The sequence below is a fragment of the Clostridium sp. 1001275B_160808_H3 genome (genome assembly GCF_015550425.1).
Taxonomy (GTDB): domain Bacteria; phylum Bacillota; class Clostridia; order Clostridiales; family Clostridiaceae; genus Clostridium.
In genome coordinates this window covers 1-20,982 of the sequence record NZ_JADNAT010000006.1, presented here as the reverse complement: position 1 = coordinate 20,982, position 20,982 = coordinate 1, and the positions used below count along the sequence as shown (strand labels likewise).

General features: G+C 28.1%; 16 protein-coding genes. 15 read left to right on the top strand and 1 reads right to left on the bottom strand.

Translation table 11 applies throughout. From position 1 onward, the window contains the following. Positions 1–141 precede the first annotated feature (141 nt). The 9 genes from xdhA to I2A75_RS05935 all read left to right on the top strand — a co-directional run bounded on the left by xdhA (position 142) and on the right by I2A75_RS05935 (position 9,699). Complete coding sequence (gene xdhA / locus I2A75_RS05975; protein ID WP_195263570.1) at positions 142–2,433, top strand: xanthine dehydrogenase molybdenum-binding subunit XdhA; 2,292 nt, start codon at positions 142–144, stop codon at positions 2,431–2,433. 13 nt (positions 2,434–2,446) lie between these two features. Continuing rightward, positions 2,447–3,328, top strand: a complete 882-nt coding sequence (gene xdhB / locus I2A75_RS05970) for a xanthine dehydrogenase FAD-binding subunit XdhB (RefSeq protein WP_195263569.1) — start codon at positions 2,447–2,449, stop codon at positions 3,326–3,328. After that, a complete protein-coding gene (gene xdhC, locus I2A75_RS05965) occupies positions 3,321–3,794 on the top strand; it encodes a xanthine dehydrogenase subunit XdhC (RefSeq protein WP_195263568.1) in 474 nt (157 codons plus the stop codon). The genes xdhB and xdhC overlap by 8 nt, the downstream gene beginning before the upstream one ends. Positions 3,795–3,848: 54 nt before the next feature. Continuing rightward, a complete protein-coding gene (locus I2A75_RS05960; protein WP_195263567.1) occupies positions 3,849–5,210 on the top strand; it encodes an 8-oxoguanine deaminase in 1,362 nt (453 codons plus the stop codon). A gap of 78 nt (positions 5,211–5,288) precedes the next feature. Continuing rightward, positions 5,289–5,858: an NTP transferase domain-containing protein gene (locus I2A75_RS05955; RefSeq protein ID WP_195263566.1), complete on the top strand. Its 570-nt coding sequence runs from the start codon at positions 5,289–5,291 to the stop codon at positions 5,856–5,858. Positions 5,859–6,045: 187 nt separating this feature from the next. Then, entirely contained in the window at positions 6,046–7,266 is a 1,221-nt protein-coding gene (locus I2A75_RS05950) for a YgeY family selenium metabolism-linked hydrolase (protein ID WP_195263565.1), read from the top strand. Between the two features lie 168 nt (positions 7,267–7,434). Next, positions 7,435–8,718 (top strand): sigma-54 dependent transcriptional regulator, encoded by a 1,284-nt coding sequence (locus tag I2A75_RS05945; protein WP_195263564.1) that lies wholly within the window; start codon positions 7,435–7,437, stop codon positions 8,716–8,718. A gap of 140 nt (positions 8,719–8,858) precedes the next feature. After that, complete coding sequence (locus I2A75_RS05940) at positions 8,859–9,512, top strand: HAD hydrolase-like protein (RefSeq protein WP_195263563.1); 654 nt, start codon at positions 8,859–8,861, stop codon at positions 9,510–9,512. Positions 9,513–9,528: 16 nt separating this feature from the next. Next, positions 9,529–9,699: a hypothetical protein gene (locus tag I2A75_RS05935; protein ID WP_195263704.1), complete on the top strand. Its 171-nt coding sequence runs from the start codon at positions 9,529–9,531 to the stop codon at positions 9,697–9,699. A gap of 44 nt (positions 9,700–9,743) precedes the next feature. On the opposite strand, the gene I2A75_RS17860 is transcribed toward I2A75_RS05935, so the two are convergent. Next, positions 9,744–9,914 carry a hypothetical protein gene (locus I2A75_RS17860; RefSeq protein ID WP_207733768.1) on the bottom strand — a complete coding sequence of 57 codons (171 nt, stop codon included), beginning with the start codon at positions 9,912–9,914 and terminating at the stop codon, positions 9,744–9,746. A gap of 587 nt (positions 9,915–10,501) precedes the next feature. On the opposite strand from I2A75_RS17860, the gene ssnA reads away from it, so the two are divergent. The 6 genes from ssnA to I2A75_RS05900 all read left to right on the top strand — a co-directional run bounded on the left by ssnA (position 10,502) and on the right by I2A75_RS05900 (position 20,794). Further along, positions 10,502–11,830, top strand: coding sequence for a putative aminohydrolase SsnA (gene ssnA / locus I2A75_RS05925; protein WP_195263561.1), 1,329 nt, complete (start codon positions 10,502–10,504; stop codon positions 11,828–11,830). Between the two features lie 173 nt (positions 11,831–12,003). Next, positions 12,004–13,740, top strand: coding sequence for a hypothetical protein (locus tag I2A75_RS05920; RefSeq protein ID WP_195263560.1), 1,737 nt, complete (start codon positions 12,004–12,006; stop codon positions 13,738–13,740). A 73-nt stretch (positions 13,741–13,813) separates the two neighbouring features. Beyond that, on the top strand, positions 13,814–16,372 hold the full coding sequence (gene xdh / locus I2A75_RS05915) for a selenium-dependent xanthine dehydrogenase (protein ID WP_195263559.1): 2,559 nt from the start codon (positions 13,814–13,816) through the stop codon (positions 16,370–16,372). 470 nt (positions 16,373–16,842) lie between these two features. After that, positions 16,843–17,847, top strand: coding sequence for a lysylphosphatidylglycerol synthase domain-containing protein (locus tag I2A75_RS05910; protein ID WP_195263558.1), 1,005 nt, complete (start codon positions 16,843–16,845; stop codon positions 17,845–17,847). Between the two features lie 192 nt (positions 17,848–18,039). Continuing rightward, positions 18,040–18,807, top strand: a complete 768-nt coding sequence (locus I2A75_RS05905; RefSeq protein ID WP_195263557.1) for an ABC transporter ATP-binding protein — start codon at positions 18,040–18,042, stop codon at positions 18,805–18,807. Next, entirely contained in the window at positions 18,797–20,794 is a 1,998-nt protein-coding gene (locus I2A75_RS05900; RefSeq protein WP_195263556.1) for an FtsX-like permease family protein, read from the top strand. Before I2A75_RS05905 ends, I2A75_RS05900 begins: the two co-directional genes overlap by 11 nt. Positions 20,795–20,982: the final 188 nt, after the last annotated feature.

Sequence of the window (20,982 nt, the reverse complement as noted above, 5' to 3'; positions counted from 1 at the left end):
AGAATAAAAAGTTATTAAAAGATTTTTACTCTTATTATATAAACATAAAAAGTGATTATTGACAGTATATTACAAAAGTAATATTATATTAAATAATCTACTTCTGTAAACAGTTACAAATAGTATTTTTGGAGGTGTAAAATGACTTATAAAGTAATAGGAAGCAATGTAAACAGAATTGATGCAGTTGCTAAAGTTACAGGAAAGGCAAAGTATGTTGATGATTTTTTTGAAAGGGATATGCTTATTGGAAAGGTACTAAGAAGCCCTTATGCTCATGCAAGAATAAAAGATATAGATGTGAGTGAAGCAAAAAAAATAGATGGTGTAGAAGCTATAATAACTTATAAAGATTTGCCAAAAATAAAGTTTTCTACAGCAGGTCATCCTTGGTCCTTAGAGGCTAGCCATAGAGATATTGAAGATAGACTTATACTAACAGATAAGGCAAGATTTGTTGGAGATGCTGTGGCAGCAGTTGTAGCAAAAGATGAAGTCATTGCAGAGAGAGCATTAAAACTTATTAAGGTTGAATATGAAGTTTTGCCTCATATTATAAATCCTGAAGATGCAATAAAAGAAGGTGCACCAGTTATACATGAAGAAAGGCCTGATAATATTTTAAGTCAAATGGGCTCAGAATCAGGAAATGTAGATGAAGATTTTAAAAATGCAGATAGTATTTTTGAAGGTGTTTATGAAACGAGCATAGTACAACATTGCCAAATGGAGAACCATAGTGCATATGCATATCGAGATGGTGAAGGAAGAATTATAGTTGTTTCATCTACACAAATACCCCATATAGTAAGAAGAGTTGTAGGACAGGCATTTGGTATCCCTTGGGGAAAGATAAGAGTAATAAAGCCGTATGTTGGAGGAGGTTTTGGAAATAAACAAGATGTAGTTTTGGAACCTCTAACAGTAGCAATGAGTTTAGCAGTAAATGGGAAACCAGTTAGATATGCATTAAATAGAGAAGAAAGTTTTATAGATAGTAGAACAAGACATGCTATGAAATTTAAATTTAAAACTGCAGTTTCAAAAGAAGGTAAGCTACTTGGAACATCTATAGATAATTTGGTGAATAATGGAGCATATGCGTCTCATGGACATTCAGTAACTATGAGTTCTGGGGGAAAATTCAGACCATTATATAATTTTAATTCGATTAAATATAGTCCAAAGACAGTTTATACAAATTTACCAGTTGCTGGTGCAATGAGAGGATATGGAGCACCACAAATGTTTTTTGCTCTTGAAAGTCATGTTGAAGATATAGCAAGAAAACTTAATATAGATCCAATAGAATTTAGATTGAATAATTTAATAACTGAAGGGTATGTAGAACCAGTTAGTAAAAATATTGCTAGAGCTTTTGCACTTCCTGAATGTATTCAAAAAGGAAAAGAATTAATTAAATGGAATGAAAAGAAGGAACTTTATAAGAATCAAACTGGGGACAAAAGAAGGGGGCTAGGAATGGCATGCTTTAGCTATTTTAGCGGAACACATCCAGTTTCATTAGAAGCTGCAGGAGCAAGAATAGTTATGAATCAAGATGGTTCAGTTCAATTACAAATTGGGGCTACAGAAATAGGACAAGGTAGTGATACAGTATTTGGTCAAATGGTAGCAGAAGTGTTAGGACTTCCTTTAGATATGGTGCATGTTATAAGTAATCAAGATACTGATATAACGCCTTTTGATACAGGATCTTATGCATCAAGACAAACATTTGTATCAGGTGCAGCTGTTAAGAAAGCTGCATTAGAGGTTAAAGACAAAGTATTACAATTTGCAAGTGATAAATGTGGGTTAGATAAAGAAGCATTAGATATGGAAAATTGCAATATTATTGAGAAAGAATTAGGTAGAGTTATTTGTTCATTAGAAGAAATAGCTATGGAATCATTCTATGACAGGATAAAATCTGCACCTATAACAAGTGATACATCTGTAAATGTTAGAAGTAATGCAATAGCATATGGTACAACTTTTACAGAAGTGGAAGTAGATATGAAAACTGGACAAATAGAAGTATTAGAAATTTATAATGTACATGATTCAGGAATAATAATGAATCATAAATTGGCAGAAGGACAAGTACACGGTGGAGTTAGTATGTCATTAGGATATGCACTTTCAGAACAAATGTTATTTGATGAAAGAACAGGAAAAGCATTAAATAATAATTTACTTGATTATAAATTACAGACAATAATGGATACGCCTAATATAGGTTCTGCATTTGTAGAGAAGTTTGAACCAGCAGCTGGATTTGGTCAAAAGTCTCTTGGTGAAAATACAACAATATCACCAGCACCAGCAATACGTAATGCTGTATTAGATGCAACAGGAGTTGCCTTTAATAAAATTCCAATGAATCCTCAGTCAGTTTTTGAGAAATTTAAAGAACTTGGACTAATATAAGGAGGAAGAAGAAATGTTTGATATAAGTAATATTTACGAACCTAAAACTATAGAAGAAGCTTTAGATATTTTAGATAATAAAGAAAATATAAAAATTATAGCTGGTGGAACGGATGTATTAATAAAATTGCATCATGGAGATATGCTTGGAATTGAACTTTTAAGTATAAGAAATATAAAAGAGCTAAAAGTAATAAAATTCAACGATAACGAAGATATAGAAATAGGTGCTATGGCTTCTTTTACAGATATATTTAGAAATGAAATAATAAATGAAAATATATATGTATTATCAGAGGCGGCAGTATCAATGGGTGGACCACAAGTTAGAAATATGGCTACCATAGGTGGAAATGTATGTAATGGTGCAGTTTCAGCAGATAGCGCAACAACATTATTTGCATTAAATGCACAGCTTTTACTAAGAAGAAAAAATGAAGAAAGAATAGTACCAATAAGAGAATTTTATTTAGGGCCAGGTAAAGTAAATATCCTTCGAGATGAAATATTAGTAAAGATTATAATAAAAAAAGAAGACTATAAAGGATATAAAGGTAACTATATAAAATTTAGTAATCGAAAAGCTATGGATATTGCAATGCTTGGAGTATCTGTAGTTGGAGCTATTGAAAATAATAAATTTAAGGATTTAAGAATATCATTAGGGGTAGCAGCACCAACTCCAATAAGATGCTCAAAGGGAGAAGAATTTGCAAAAGGTATAGAAGTAAATATGAAAAATATAATAGAAATATCAGAAAAAGCATTACTAGATGCAAAACCAAGAAATTCATGGAGAGGTTCAAAAGATTTCAGAGAACATTTGATAAAAGAATTAACCAAGAGAGGAATTTTAGAGGTAATTAAAAGGGCTGGAGGTGTAGTTAATGAGTAATGACTTTATGAAAAAAATAATTCTTACAATTAATGAAAAAAAGCATAGTATAGAAGTGGATATAAGAGAAACTTTATTAGATGTATTAAGAGAGAGGTTACATTATACAGGAGTTAAGAGAGGGTGTTCTGTTGGAGAATGCGGAGCTTGTACAGTATTAGTTGACGGTGTTCCAATAGATTCATGTATATATATGGCTGTATGGGCAGATGGAAAAGAAATTTTAACAGTAGAGGGAGTAGAAAAAAATGGAGAACTTTCGAAGGTACAAAAAGCATATATAGAAGAGGGCGCTGTTCAATGTGGTTTTTGTACTCCTGGATTAGTTCTTACAACTACTTCACTTGTAAATAGTGGTAAAAAGTTTACTGATGAAGAAATCAAGAGAGAAATTTCAGGACATTTATGTCGTTGTACAGGATATCAAAAAATATTTAATGCAACAAAAAAATCTTTAGAAGAATAAAGAAAATATAAGCTAATTAAAGCTAGTTAATTTATAAAGTTTGGAGGGATTATTGTGAAAAATACCTTATTTATAAAAAATATAAAAGCTTTAGTAACATGTGACGAGAAAGATAATTTATTTGAAAATGTAAATTTATATATTGAAGATGGAGTTATAAAATATATAGGAAAAGATGTATATGAGGCAAATGAGGTAATTGATGCAAAGGATATGTATGTGTATCCAGGACTTATAAATAGCCATCATCATCTTTTTCAAACCTTTACTAGAAATTTACCTCAAGTTCAAAACATGGAACTTTTTGATTGGTTAACTACATTATATGAAATTTGGAAAGGTGTAGTTTCTGAATCAGTAAGATATAGTGCTTTAGTTGGCATGGGAGAATTAATGAAGTATGGATGTACAACTTGCTTTGATCATCATTATCTTTTTCCAGAAAAAGCTGAAGAAACGCTTATTGATGAACAATTTAAATCAGCTAAAGATTTGGGAATTAGATTCCATGCATCAAGAGGAAGTATGGATTTAAGCAAGAAAGATGGAGGATTACCACCAGATTCTGTTGTTCAAAAAATGGATAAGATTTTATATGATTCTGAAAGAATAATAAAAAAATACCATGATGCAAATGAATTTTCGATGAGACAAGTTGCTTTAGCACCATGTGCCCCATTTAATGTTACAGCTGAACTTATGAAAGAAAGTGCAGCTTTAGCTAGAAAATATAATGTAAGACTTCATACACATTTAGCAGAGACAAAAGATGAAGAAAAATATACTATTGAAAGATTCAATATGAGACCTCTTGAATATATGGAAACTCTTAATTGGATTGGTAATGATGTATGGTATGCACATGGAATTCACTTTAATACTGATGAACTTAAAGTTTTAGCAAAGACTCAAACTGGAGTGGCACATTGCCCGATTTCTAATATGAAATTATCATCAGGAATAGCAAGGATTCCAGAAATGGTAAATTTAGGCGTTCCTGTAGGATTAGCTGTTGATGGAAGTGCAAGTAATGATGGTTCAAACCTTTTAGAAGAACTTAGAATTTGTTACTTACTTCATAGATTAAATTGGAGTAATAAAGCACCAACAGGGTATGATATATTAAAACTAGCTACAAAAGGAAGTGCTAGAGTTCTTGGTAGGAAAGATATAGGAGAACTTGCAGTTGGAAAAGCTGCTGATTTATTCATGATAAATTCTAATAGAATAGAATTTATAGGTGCAGAATATGATCCAAAATCAATACTAGGTACAGTAGGATGTAAATCACCTGTAGATTATACTATAATAGCTGGGAAAATAGTTGTAAAAGATGGTAAGCTTACTACAATAGATGAAGAAAAAACTGTTTTTGAAGCTAGAAAAGCAGTAGAAAATTTATTTGCAAAAATATAATATATATATAGTTTTTTAATAAACTGAATTAAGCTTATTATATGGAAGCGCTTACCTAAGAATAAAGGTGTGGGGTAAATGAATGGAATAATTTTAGCAGCTGGATTTAGTAGAAGAATGGGAAAAAATAAATTATTAATGAATATTGGAGAAAAGGCAATATTAGAAAAAGTTATAGGTGAAATCAAGAAAAGTGATATTTCTAATATAATTTTAGTTGCAAGGGAAGATAATGTTATCGAATTAGGAATTAGAGAAGAAATACAAGTAATAAAAAATGAATTTGCTATTTATGGACAAAGTCAATCAATAAAACTAGGATTATCTAGGGCAGACTTAAATAAAGATTTTATGTTTTTTTGTGGAGACCAGCCCTTTATAGATAGTATGTCTATAAATAAATTAATAACTGAATCTTTAAATTGTGAAGATAAAATAATAGTACCAAGAGTAAAAGATAAGACTGGCAGTCCAGTTATTTTCCCTAAATGTTTGAAACGTGATTTAGAGTTATTAGAGGGAGATATTGGGGGACGAGAAGTAATAAAAAATAATAAAAGTAAAGTGAAATATATAGATATAGAAAATGAGTTATTTTTGCAAGATATTGATAATATAGAGGACTATAAGAAATTCATTTTAGTGTAATAAAAATAAAAAGCAGTTATCAAAATGATATAAATTATTATTTTGATAACTGCTTAAATAATATTAATAAATTTATTATGGAATTTGCTTGTTTTAATAAAATCTTATAAGAAAGTTTTGGCACAAAATATGCTTTATAGATAAATAATTAGATATATATTTAGAGATTACGGTGGAGGGAACCAATATGGATTATAGATTTATATCTGAAGAAGTCATGAAATGTGCAGAAAAATACAAGGAAGATATGAGTGACTTTTTAAGAGAAATAATAGCTATACCTTGTGAAAGTTGTAATGAGGAACGTAAAATAATGAGAATAAAAAAGGAAATGGAAAAGGTTGGCTTCGATAGGATAGAAATAGATCCAATGGGTAATATTTTAGCTTATATTGGAACAGGAAATCATTTAATTGCTATGGATGGACATGTTGATACTGTAGGGGTAGGAGATCCAAGTCTCTGGAATTATAATCCATACGAAGGTGATGAAGATGCAGAGCTAATTTTAGGAAGAGGAGCAAGTGATCAGGGCGGTGGATTAGTAGCCATGGTTTATGCAGGAAAAATAATTAAAGATCTAAACTTAGAAAATGACTATACTTTACTTATAGCATGTACTATTCAAGAAGAAGATTGTGATGGACTTTGCTGGCAATATATAATTAATGAAGATAACATAAGACCAGAATTTGTAGTGATTACAGAGCCTACTTCATGTAATATCAATAGAGGTCATAGAGGAAGAGTTGAAATAAAGGTTAGTACTAATGGAATAAGTTGTCATGGATCAGCTCCAGAAAGAGGAGAAAATGCGATATTTAAGATGGCTCCAATTTTAAATGAATTAAAAAATTTAGGTAGTGAACTTATGGATAATGATTTTCTTGGTAAAGGAACATTAACTGTATCAGAAATATTTTATTCATCACCTTCAAGATGTGCTGTGGCAGATGGATGTAGTATTTCTATAGATAGAAGATTAACAGACGGAGAAACTTATCAATTTGCAATAAATCAAATTAAAGATTTGCCTTCGGTTAAAAAGGCACAAGCACAAGTATCTATGTATAATTATAATAAGGAATCTTATACAGGGCTTTCTTATGAAACACAAGCATATTTTCCAACTTGGGTTATACAGGAAGAACATGAGGTATGCCAGACACTTATAGAAGCATATAGGAGTTTGTTTAAGGTAGAACCAATCGTGGATAAATGGACATTTTCAACTAATGGTGTTTCTATAATGGGTAGGTATGGCATTCCATGTATAGGTTTTGGACCAGGACATGAAGATCAAGCTCATGCACCGAATGAAAGAACTTGGAAGAGTGAAATAGTAAAGTCAGCAGCTATGTATGCATTAATTCCTACAATATATATGAGTAGAATAAATAATAAATAAACTAATTAAAAGGGAGCATTAGATATAAAATAAGCTTATAATAAGGTTATTTTATGATTCGAAGCTTCTTTTTTGATGATTATAATAATTGTAAGGCTAAGGAAAAAATGGTAACATAATATTGAGAGAGAATATGATAATCAATAATATATTACAAAAGGTGATAGCATGGAAGAAAAATTTATTGAAGACATAGCTAACAAAATAAGCGATGGAATTGTAATTTTAAATTCTAACGACAAAGTAATTTATGCAAACAATTACGTAAGAAAAGCCTTAAATATTCAAAGTAGTGACTTAGAAAAAATAGAAATATTTAGAAGTAATGGTGCAGAAAATAATAAAATTGGGATAAGAGCCAAAGGGATTGATTACGATGGTATAGGAGAATTATTAGAAATTGATTTAGATTCATATAATTATAAAAATATTATTATATTAAATAAAATTTGTAAAAAGGATAAATGCAATAATATAAATGAAAATAATGTATGGGGAGAAATAAAATTAAAATCTATAATTGGTGAATCAGAGGCAATGAAAAATATTAAAAGAAAAATTGTGAAAATAGCAAATTCAAGCTCATCAGTGCTTATAACAGGAGAAAGTGGGACAGGGAAGGAAGTTATAGCTAGAGCTATACATTCACAAAGCAACAGAAGTAATAAGCCATTTATAGCTATAAATTGTGCAGCTATACCAGAAGCTTTACTTGAAAGTGAATTATTTGGTTATGCAAAAGGTGCATTTAGTGGAGCAAGTAATAGTGGTAGAATAGGTAAGTTTGAGCTTGCTAATGGAGGAATAATATTTTTAGATGAAATTGGAGACATGCCTTTAGCATTACAAGTAAAGCTTCTTAGAGTTCTTCAGGAAAGGAAATTTGCAAAGATAGGATCTAACCAAATGATAAATTTAGATATAAGGGTAATAGCTGCAACTAATAAAGATATAAGAAAAATGATTAAAGAAAAAAGGTTTAGAGAAGATCTTTATTATAGAATAAATGTAATACCTATCGAAATTCCTAATCTTTCAGAGAGAAAGGAAGATATAAAAGAGTTAGCCTTAAATTTTATAGATAAATATTGTTCAACTTATAGTTTAGAAAAAATTTATATTAAAGATGATGTTATAGAAAAACTAAAAAATTATCCATGGGAAGGAAATATACGAGAATTACAAAATGCTTTGGAATTCATGATAAATTTAGTAGATGAAGATAATATAATAACTTGTAGTATTCTTCCTGATTATATAATAGATTATTATAACAAAAATAATGTAAATTATTTAGATAAAATTATAGATGGAGATTTAATAACATTAGATGAATTAGAAAAAAAATATATAAATTATGCTTTAGAAAAATGCGGACATGATACTAAAGGAAAATCTATGGCAGCTAAAAAACTTGGAATAGGGTTAGCTACTTTATATAGAAAGAGTTGAAATATTGCAAGTTATAATGTTTATTCTATTTTTGATTTATAGAGAAATACTTTATTTTTTATAATAAGTATAGTATTTGAATAATTAGCTTTTTATTTAGGACATGTAAAATGAATAATCTTTAAGGTGGGTTTCTGTTAATGAAATATAAATGTTTAATTTTAGATCATGATGATACAGTTACTATGAGTACTCCAAATATACATTATCCATCCTTTATTAAGGCGCTTAAAGCACTAAGACCAAATGAAAAATTATTAACTTTCGAAGAATTTGTTTATAATTGTTTTAGTCCTGGATTTTCTGAGCTATGTAGAGATGTATTAAAGTTTAGTAAAGAAGAACAAGAATATCAATATAAAGTATGGACTAGATATACAAAATCAAAGATTCCAGATTTTTATCCTGGCTTTTCAGAATTAATAAATGAATTTAAAAATTTAGGTGGAATAATTTGTGTTGCTTCTCATTCGGAAAGCAAACAAATTGAAAGAGATTATAAGATTAATTGTGGAATTATTCCAGATAAAATATTTGGCTGGGATCTTGAAGAGGATAAAAGAAAACCAAATCCTTTTTCAATTCAGGAAACTATGAGAATATTTAATTTAAATAATGAAGATATATTAGTAGTAGATGATTTAAAACCAGGATTAGATATGGCAAAAGCTTGCAATGTAGATTTTGCTAGTGCAGGATGGTCTCATGTAATACCAGAAATAATTGAGTTTATGAAAGAAAATTCAAGTTATTATTTAACGAGTGTTAGCGATTTAAGAGAGTTGGTATTATAAAGAAAGGAGAAATTATATGAACAGCATTATTGAGATAAATTATGCAACTATTATTGCAACCGTTATTAATTTGTTTTTACTGTTTGGGATTATAATATTAGTATATAAATTAATTAAAAATATTAGGTTGAAAAATAAAGAAATAAGAGAAAAGATAGATTTTATGTATAATAAATTAAAAGATTGAATAAATTTAAAAATATAAGTGATAGTTATTAAATATATTAACTATCACTTATATTTTGACCATAATGGAGATAAACCATTAACGAAACATCCCCATAAACCTGATATAAATACAAAGAAAGCTGTTGGTAGTTTTGGAGTTTTAGTAAGTTTATCTAAGTAAAAATTTATTTGGTTTGTAAAAAATGAATATAATAATATTCGTAAAACACTCATAATATAATTTAGAGTATTTTATATTTTAGTTTTTTAGGAAATTTCTTATTGCAATTTATGCAGTTGATATTAGCTGATTTATTAAAAAGTATATAAATATTTTTGAATTTAGTATCACAATAAGGGCGAACTTTCAAAATTTTGCCTCAAAATATTATTCTTTTTTATGACACTATATAGTAAAGAGGTATAAAAATAATTGAGTTCAAGTTGCAGAAATTTTAAGATAGTTTCTAAAATATATACTTTAATAGTATAAATTTTAGAGGCTATTTTTTATGTGCAGGAAACTTAAAAGCTATAAAGCTTAGAACATAATATTTGAAAAGTAGATTTATTTTATTCTTAAAATGATAATTACAATTACTAAATTGATAATAAAGATAAATTTTATTAGTTATAAATTTTGAATATCTAATAAATAGAAACAATATAACTTATTTATAACTTTTAATTAAAGTATTGTTACCATAAGTAATTTTATAAAAATAATTAAAATAAAATTAAATTAAGAGCTTTAATTAATAAAGCTTGGCATGGATAATGCTAAGTATAATTTTGATTATATTATACTGGAGGGATAATAGATGATTTTAATTGGTAATGGTATAGTTATAACCCAGGATATTGATAACCCCATTATAGATAATGGAGCTGTTGCTATAAAAGAAAATTTAATTATTGAAGTTGGAGATTTTGAAAGCTTAAGAGCTAAATATAAGGATTTTGAACTTATTGATGCTAAAGGTAAGGTTATAATGCCAGGATTAATAAATACACATCATCATATATATAGTGCTTTTGCTAGGGGCATGGATGCAAAAGAAAGTCCTGCACAAAATTTTAATGAAATACTAGAAAGACTTTGGTGGAAGTTAGATAAAAAATTGACCCTTGAGGATACAAAATATAGTGCATATACAACATATATTGATTGTATTAAAAATGGAGTTACAACTGTCTTTGATCATCATGCAAGCCCTATGAGTATAGAAAATAGTTTGTTTACTATAGGGGATGTAGCTAAGGAACTTGGGATTAGAACTTCATTATGTTACGAAGTATCAGATAGAGATGGATATAAAATAGCCGAAGAGGGGATTAATGAAAACGTAAACTTTATTAAGTATGCTAGTAATGATTCAAGTGATATGATAAAAGGCCTATTTGGGCTTCATGCGTCTTTTACATTAAGTAATAAAACTTTAGAAAAATGTGCTAAAGAAATTCAAGGCTTAAATTCAGGATTTCATATTCATGCTGCAGAGGGAATATCAGATTTACATGAGGCTTTAAGACATAGTGGAAAAAGAGTCATCGAAAGGCTTTATGATTTCAATATATTAGGCGAAAAAACTTTAGCAGTTCATTGTGTCCATATAAATGATAGGGAAATGGAATTATTAAAATATACTAATACAAATGTAGTTAATAATCCAGAGTCTAATATGGGAAATGCAGTTGGATGTTCTCCAGTATTAGAAATGATAAATAAAGGTATAAATATAGGAATGGGAACTGATGGATATACTAGCGATATGTTTGAATCAATGAAGGTTTTCCCTATAATACAACGACATAATAGATGTCATCCAAGTGTAGCTTTTAATGAAACATTTAAGTTGTTATTTGAAAATAATAGAAATATAGCAAATAGATTCTTTAATAAAGATCTTGGAATATTAAAAGAAGGAGCTTATGGAGATGTGATTATAGTTGATTATAATCCTCTAACTCCTATGAATGCAAGTAATATAAATGGTCATATGCTTTTTGGATTTACAGGAAGATCTGTAATAACAACTATTATAAATGGAAAAGTTGTTATGAAAAATAGAGAATTAGTAAATATAGATGAAGAAAAAATATTTGCAGATTCAAGAAAAATAGCTCAAAAGTTATGGGATCAAATGTAAGAGTTCTTAATTATATGTTTAATAAGTTTTTTATGTATATGGGAATAGAAAAGTTCGTATTAACTTTAATAGAAGTGATAGAGTAAGTAAACTTATATCAAAATTTATTAATAATTAAAATTTATAGTGATGGGAATTCATATTAAATTTGTTTTAAGAAAGGTGGAACAATTATGAGCGATGTAATGAAAGTAATGTCTTTTGAAAAAATTCTTGAGATAACTCTTAAAGATTATTATACAAAAGGAAAAATATTTGGAATAGAAGAAAAGGATTTTTATAGAGATATTGATAATAGTATAGAAATGAATTTTTGTGGTGAGTACTTAAGATTTCCAGTAGGGCCTGCAGCTGGTCCCCATACACAATTAACTCAAAATTTTTTAGCAGCTTATCTAACAGGATGTAGATATTTTGAACCTAAGACTGTTCAAATAGTAGATGGAAAAGAAATGCAAGAAATGATAGCAAGACCTTGTATTGATGTTAAAAATGTAGGATACAATGTAGAATGGTCTACAGAATTAACAGTTGAAGAAGCAAAAGATGAGTATATTAAAGCTTCTGTATTATTACAAGTAATGGGAATTGAGCTTGGATTGTCTGATGTAAAAGATTTTATACTTAATATAAGTGTAGGATATGATCTTAAAGGAATTCAATCAAAAAAGATTTCTGATTTTATTGATGATCTTAAAGAATCAAAAGATACTAAGGCTTTTAAAGAATGTATAGAAGTATTAAAGAAAAATATAAATAATTTTAAAAGATTTAAATTAGAAGATATAGATAAGATAAGTTCAAAGATTACAAATATAATTACACTTTCAACAATGCATGGATGTAAAGCAAGTGAGATTTTAGATATAGCAACTCACTTATTATCAAATAAAAAGATAAATACATTATTAAAATGTAATTCTACATTATTAGGATATGATGCTGTAAGAAAAATATTAGATGATTTAGGATACAATGATATCGAGTTAAAAAGAGAAGACTTTGAACACGATTTACAATTTGATATGGCTAAAGAAATAATATCTAAGTTACTACAAATAGGAAAAGATAATAATGTGACATTTGGAGTTAAATTAACTAACACATTGCCAGTAGTTAATAATAGAAATATTATGCCAGGTGAGGCTATGTATATGTCTGGAAAGCCACTATATCCAATAGCAATAAATGTAGCTAAAAATATTGCAAGTGAGTTTAAGGACATAAATATGTCCATATCAGGAGGAATAGATAAAAATAATGCATTAGATGTTTTTAATACTGGAATTGCGCCTATTACAATAGCAACGTTATTTTTGCAACCCAAAGGCTACGCAAATAATATTGGTGTATTAAATGAAATGAAAAAAGCAGGACATGCACCTGAAGGATTAAATATTGAGGCTTTAAATGAATTAGCAGATAAGGCAAAGAATGACACTAATTATAAAAATAAAGGTAATGGTAAAATTTTAGAAGATAAGCTAGAGACATTTGATTGTTTAAAGAGTTGTGGAATTTGTGTTGACATATGTCCAAATAGAGCTAATTTGAGAGTACCTGTTGAAGAGCTTTCAGCTAATTATCAAATAGCACATATTGAAAATATGTGTAATGAATGTGGTAACTGCCATATGTTCTGTCCAAAAGGAGGCTTCCCATATCTTAAGAAACCAACTATTTATAAGAATTTAGAAGAATATAATAATTCAAAGAATACTGGATTATTAAGAATTGGAGAAGATAAATTCTTATTAAGAGAAGATGGAAAAGAATATATATATACAGTTAATTCAAAAGAAAACAAGAGTAAATTAGAAATTACTGCTGAAACGATTTTAAAAGATTATCCTTATTATATTGATGAAATAGATGCTTTAAAAGAAGAAGAATTAAAAAATTACGTATAATAAGTTATCAAAAAGATTTTTTATTTATAAAACATTAAAATTATTATTTTGATAATTGGGAGGAGCAAATTAAATGTATAGTTTTAAGCTCAATGGTAAAAGTGTATCAGTAAATGAAGATATGGGTTTACTTGATTATTTAAGAGATATAGCACAATTGACATCTGTAAAAAATGGTTGTGCAGAAGGTGCTTGTGGTGCTTGTATGGTATTAATTGATGGAGTAGCGCAAAGAGCATGTATTCAAAAATTAAGTAGATTGGAAAATAAAGAAGTAATTACTGTTGAAGGAATTAGTGAAAGAGAAAGAGATGTTTTTGCTTATGCCTTTGGTAAATGTGGAGCAGTACAATGTGGATTTTGTATTCCAGGAATGGTTATAAGTGCAAAAGGACTGCTTGATACAAATTTAAATCCTACTGAAGATGAAATAAAAATTGCTCTTAAAGGGAATATTTGTAGATGTACTGGATATGTAAAAATTATAAAAGCAATTAATTTAGTTGCAGAACTTTTAAGAAATAATGAAGAAGTACCTAAAGTATATTGTAAAGGATTAGTGGGAGAAAATTTACCTAGAATTGATGCTGAAGTTAAGACTTTAGGAATTGGTAAATATGCAGATGATTTATATTTTGATGAAATGCTTTATGGATCTGCATTAAGATCAAAATATCCAAGAGCCTTAGTTAAAAATATAGATACATCAAAGGCAAAAGCACTGGATGGTGTTTATGCTGTTTTAACTGCAAAAGATATACCAGGGGATAGATTTATAGGTCATTTAGTTCAAGATTGGCCAGCTATGATAGATATAGGAGAAGAAACTAGATATTTAGGAGATGCTGTTGCTTTAGTAGCAGCAAAAGATAAGAAGATATTAAAAGAAGCATTAAACCTTATAGAAGTTGATTACGAAGAACTTTCACCTGTAATAAATCCAGAAATGGGAATGAAAGATGATGCTCCTAAAGTTCATGAAAGTGGAAATATATTAAGTAGACAATATTTAAAAAGAGGAGATGCAGATGAAGCAATAAAAAATTCAAAATATGTTGTAACAGAAAAGTATAGCACTCCACCAACTGAACATGCTTTTTTAGAACCAGAATGTGCAGTTGCTAATTATGAAGATGGAATTCTAACAGTATATACAGGTGGACAAGGGGTTTATGATGAGCTTCGTGAAATAGGAAAGCTTTTAAACTTAGATCCAAGCCAATTAAGAATTAAAAGCATGCTTGTAGGAGGAGGATTTGGTGGTAAGGAAGATATGAGTGTACAACATCATGCAGCACTTTTAACTTATTATACAAAGAAACCAGTGAAAGTTGCTTTAAGTAGAAAAGAAAGTATAATAATACATCCAAAGAGACATGCTATGGAAATGGAATTTACTACAGCTTGTGATGAAAATGGAATTTTAACAGGAATGAAAGCAAGAATAATTTCTGACACAGGAGCTTATGCATCATTAGGTGGACCGGTATTACAAAGAGCTTGTACTCATGCAGCTGGGCCATATAACTATCAAAATGTAGAAATAGAAGGTATTGCAGTATATACAAATAATCCTCCAGCAGGAGCATTTAGGGGATTTGGAGTTACTCAATCAGCATTTGCAAATGAATGTAATATAAATAAGCTTGCAGAGCTTGTAGGAATTTCACCATGGGAGTTTAGATATAAAAATGCAATTAGGCCAGGTCAAGTATTGCCAAATGGACAAATTGCTGATGAAGGAACAGCATTAGTAGAAACTTTAGAAGCTGTAAAAGATGCTTTTGAAAATAATAAAAATGTAGGTATATCCTGTGCATTTAAAAATGCTGGATTAGGTGTAGGTATTCCTGATACAGGTAGATGTAGAATAGTAATTAAAGATGGAAAGGCTGTCATAAGAACATCAGCAGCTTGCATTGGACAAGGCGTTGGTACAATAGCAACACAAATTCTTTGTGAAACTACAGGAATAAAACCAAATCAAGTTTTAGTAGATAATCCAGATACTTTTACTACACCAAACTCAGGAACAACAACAGCTTCAAGACAAACTGTATTTACAGGAGAAGCAACAAGAGCAGCTTCTTTAAAGCTAAAGGCAGCTTTAGAGAATAAGTCTTTAGAGGAACTAGAGGGTGAAGAATTTTATGGTGAGTATGTTTCAGATACAGATCCAATGGGAAGTACAAAGCCAAATCCGGTAAGTCATGTTGCTTATGGTTATGCAACTCAAGTAGTAGTTTTAGATGATAATGGTAAGGTACTAAAAGTAGTTGCAGCTCACGATATTGGAAGAGCTGTAAATCCTATAGCTGTAGAAGGACAAATTGAAGGTGGAGTAGTCATGGGGCTTGGATATGCATTAACAGAAGATTATCCATTAAAAGATGGAGTTCCATTAGCTAAATTTGGAACATTAGGATTATTTAGATCAACAGGAGTTCCAGAAATAGAAACTATCTTAATTGAAAAAAATAAATCTAGCTTAGCATATGGAGCAAAAGGAGTTGGAGAAATTGTTGTTGTTCCAGCTGCACCAGCAATGCAAGGAGCATACTATAAATTAGATGGTGAATTTAGAACTAAATTGCCATTAGAAAATACTTATTATAGAAAATTAAAAAAATAAAAAATATGGAAATTATAAAGTCATCTTTTTAAGTAGTAAAAGATAAAATTAAACTATCCTTTACTTAAAAAGATGATTTTTTTATAGAAAATAAAAAAGGTTACATAATTGAAAGCATTTCGTAATATACATAAATACTACAAAGGAAAAATAAATAATATAATAAATTTATAAATTGATATTAGGAGATGATTTTTTTATGAGAAAGATTAAAGATGTTTTAACTGTTGTTGCTTTAGTAGTATTTGCTGGTTATGATGAAAAAAAATTTGATTTATAAAGTATTCACAAATTAACATATTAAATATTAATTCAAATTTTGAATATAATATTTTAATATAATTTTACTTAAAATTTCCAGTATTAAATAAAAATATTTTGAATTTACCTTATTATTGATATATACTAATAAAGATTAAGTAAATAAATTTTTATGTATAGTATAAATTGATTTTGTAGGGAGAATTTATATGTTTGTTAAATCAGAAGGCAAGGTAAAAGTATGGATGAAAGTAGTTTTTATACTTACTATATTGACAATAATACTTATTCAGTTCAGAAAGCTATTTTCAGATTTTGATACACATACATTTTACATATATAAAGACAAGCTTTCTTTTATAAGCTTAAGTATTATTATAATTTTAGGGTTATTATCATATTTACCATTATCGTTATATGATTTTATAATCAAGGATACATGTAATATTTCTTTAGATAACAAGAGTCTTTATAAATCTTCTTGGATTGCGAGCTCTATTTCAAGTATAGTTGGTTTTGGTGGCACAGCTGCAATAGCACTTAAAAGTCATTTTTATTCACCTTATATTAAGGACAAGACAAAATTAGTAAAAGAAGTTTCAAAAGTAGTATTATTAAATTTTACTGGATTTTCTGCAATTTGCTTCATTTATTCAATTTTAAACATAGCAAGTTTAAAGAAAATTGAATTTGTAAAAATAGGCATATTATTAGCTGCACTTTATGCACCAATCCTTTTTATCTATAACTTATATAGATGTAGAACTAAAGAAATGCGAAAAAATGCTATAAAGACTATAAAAATAATGATAATCTCAATTTTAGAATGGATAGCAATGGCACTATTATTGTTTAGCATTTTAAAACTATTAGGAAATGCATTACCTTTATCAAAAATATTCCCAATTTACGTAGTATCTTCAGCTGTAGGAATTGTGAGTATGATGCCAGGAGGAATTGGTGGATTTGATTTATCATTTATATTAGGGGTGAATGCTCTTGGTATAAATAAAGAAGAAGCCCTACTAGCTTTATTGTTGTATCGCATAAGTTATTATATCATTCCGTTAACTGTAGGAATATTTTTATTAATTTATGAAACTAAAAATAAAATAAATAAAGATTACAGAGATATTTTAAAGCTATCTATAAGAAAAATAATCAATAAAACAAAGGTTGCAAGACAAAATAAAATTGATAGTAATGAAGTTTAAGATTAGTTAAGATATAAATATTAAACAATCCTTTAATATATAGAGGGTTGTTTTTTTATTATAATCTTACGAAAATGAAAGGTTAATGAAAGTTAGATAAATACGTAATTAATAAATATTAGGTTAAAATATGATTGTAATGAAATTAGTAGTTTTTTAAACATTAATATAATTAATTAGATGGAGGATAACATGAAGAATATTTTAAGTGTAGAGAAAATCGAAAAGTATTATGGAAACAAAGATAATGTAACTAAAGCAATTGATAATATAAGCTTTAAAGTTGATAAAGGAGAATTTGTTGGAATAATGGGGCCATCTGGTAGTGGGAAAACAACTCTACTTAATTGTATTTCAACAATAGATACTGTGACTACAGGAAAGATAATAATAAACGATAAGGATATCACAAAGCTTAAATCAAAACAATTAGAAAAATTTAGAAGGGATGAGCTAGGGTTTATATTTCAAGACTTTAATCTTTTAGATACTTTAACTGCTTATGAAAATATAGCATTAGCACTAACTATCCAAGGAAGAAGTCATAATAAAATTGATGGACTTATAAAAGATATATCAAGTAATCTTGGAATAACAGAAGTATTAAGTAAATATCCGTATCAAATGTCAGGTGGACAAAAACAAAGAGTTGCTTCAGCAAGGGCAATTGTTGCTAACCCATCATTGATATTAGCAGATGAGCCAACAGGAGCATTAGATTCTAAATCATCAAGGTTACTTTTAGATTCATTTGAAACTCTTAATAAAGAATTAAAAGCAACTATATTAATGGTTACTCATGATGCATTTACAGCAAGTTATGCACATAGAATTTTATTCATTAAAGATGGAAAGATATTCAATGAACTTGTAAGAGGAGGAGATTCCAGAAAGGAATTTTTCAATAGAATTATTGAAGTGGTTACTCTTTTAGGAGGTGATGCAGGAAATGTATTCTAAAATAGCATTTAACAACGTAAAAAAGAGTATAAAAGATTATGCAATATATTTCTTGACATTAACATTTGCAGTTTGTATATTTTACAGTTTTAATTCAATAGAATCCCAAAAAGCTATATTTGAAATGAATAGTAGTCAGTCAAATACGATAAGTGGTTTAAGCAAAATCATAGGAATGGTTTCAATATTTGTATCAGTTATTCTTGGAAGTTTAATAATATATGCTAATAACTTTTTAATTAAAAAACGTAAAAAAGAGCTTGGAATTTATATGACACTAGGGATGGGAAAAAGTAAGATTTCTAAAATATTACTTTGTGAAACTTTAATTATTGGGATAATGTCATTATTAGCAGGACTTGTATTAGGAATGATTTTTTCACAAGGATTATCAGTATTTACAGCTAAACTATTTGATGTTGGGATGAGAGAATATAAATTTATAATCTCATTTGAAGCAATGATTAAAAGTACTATTTACTTTGGAATAATGTTTTTATTAGTTATGATTTTTAATACTGTTGTTGTATCAAAATACAAGTTAATAGATATGTTGACAGCCTCAAGAAAAAGCGAAAATGTAAAATTTAAAAACCCAATTGTAAATATTACAATATTTATTTTATCAATAATAATATTATTTGCTGCATATTACTTAGTTATAAAAGCTGGATTAAAGCCTGAAGATAGTAGGTTTGTTATGTCTTTAGTATTGGGAATTGTAGGAACATTATTATTCTTTATAAGTTTAGGTGGATTTAGCATATATCTAATTCAAAATAATAAAAAAGCTTATTTTAAAGAACTTAATATATTTGTTTTAAGACAAATAAGTAGCAAGGTTAATACTAACTTTGTATCTATGACGATAATTTCATTAATGTTATTTTTAACAATAACAACACTTTCAACTGGGCTTAGTTTTAAAAATGCTTTAGAAAGTAGTTTAAAAGATACGACGCCATTTTCAGCTTCAGCCCTTATGTTTCTAGATGAGAGATCTAATTCAAAGGATATAAAAGAAAATTTAGACAAATTGAATTTTAAATTTAATGATGATGAAAAATATATAATATATACCGAATATATCTCAAATGAGAAACTAAAGGATATTCTTAAAGATTATATAAAAAGTCCAGAAGATATAAAGGGGTTTGGAGATAATCAAATAGAATTTATAAAAATATCTGATTATAATAAAATTAAATCTCTTAAAGGTGAAAAGGATTTGTATTTGAATCAAGATGAAGTCTTAATTGCGTCAAGTTTTGAAAATAAAATTAAGGAAATAAGTAAATTTGCTAAAAATGAAGAAACTATAATTTTAAGCGGCGAGGAATATAAAATAGCAAATTCAGATTTAATTACAGAGTCATTTTATACAGATTCAATTTCGGAAAATGTATTTACTATAATAGTTCCAGATAATTTTAAGGGAGAGTTAATTCCTTCAAGATCAATTTTAAATGTTAACTATTCTGAAGGTAAGTATGAAGAAAAATATGAAGACTTATTTACAGATTTTAGAAGTGGAAGTTATACAAGAAATGATTATACAGATTTTGTATTAGGTTATACTAGAAATCAAATATATACTGAGAATAAAAGTATGACAACTGTCATTTTATTTATAGCAATATACTTAGGAATAGTATTTTTAATTTCTAGTGCTGCAATATTATCATTACAACAACTATCTGAAGCTGCTGATAGTAAAGAAAGATATAGCTCACTTAAAAGAATTGGAGCATCTAAAAGGATGATAAATAAAACTATATTTAAACAAACAATAATATATTTTATGATTCCACTTATTTTAGCGATTGTTCACTCAATAGTAGGAATTAGTGTTATAAATGATTTTATAGTATTATTTAATAAGCCAAGCATAGGATTATCATCTTTTGTTACTTTATTTACTTTAGTAGCAATTTATGCAGGATATTTTTATGCAACATATACTGGATACAAAAACGTAGTTAAATAAAAAAAGGCACAGTCTCTAGAAATCTATTTAATATAAAATTTATTCAAATTCAATCAAGTTTTATTGCCTTAAAAAAGTTAATTTATTATTTTTATAAAGGGGCTCGCGAAATAAACTGATACCTATGTCAAGGACATTATAAAAAAAGGGTTATGCACAAAGAAGATGATTTCTGTATTGAACAGGGG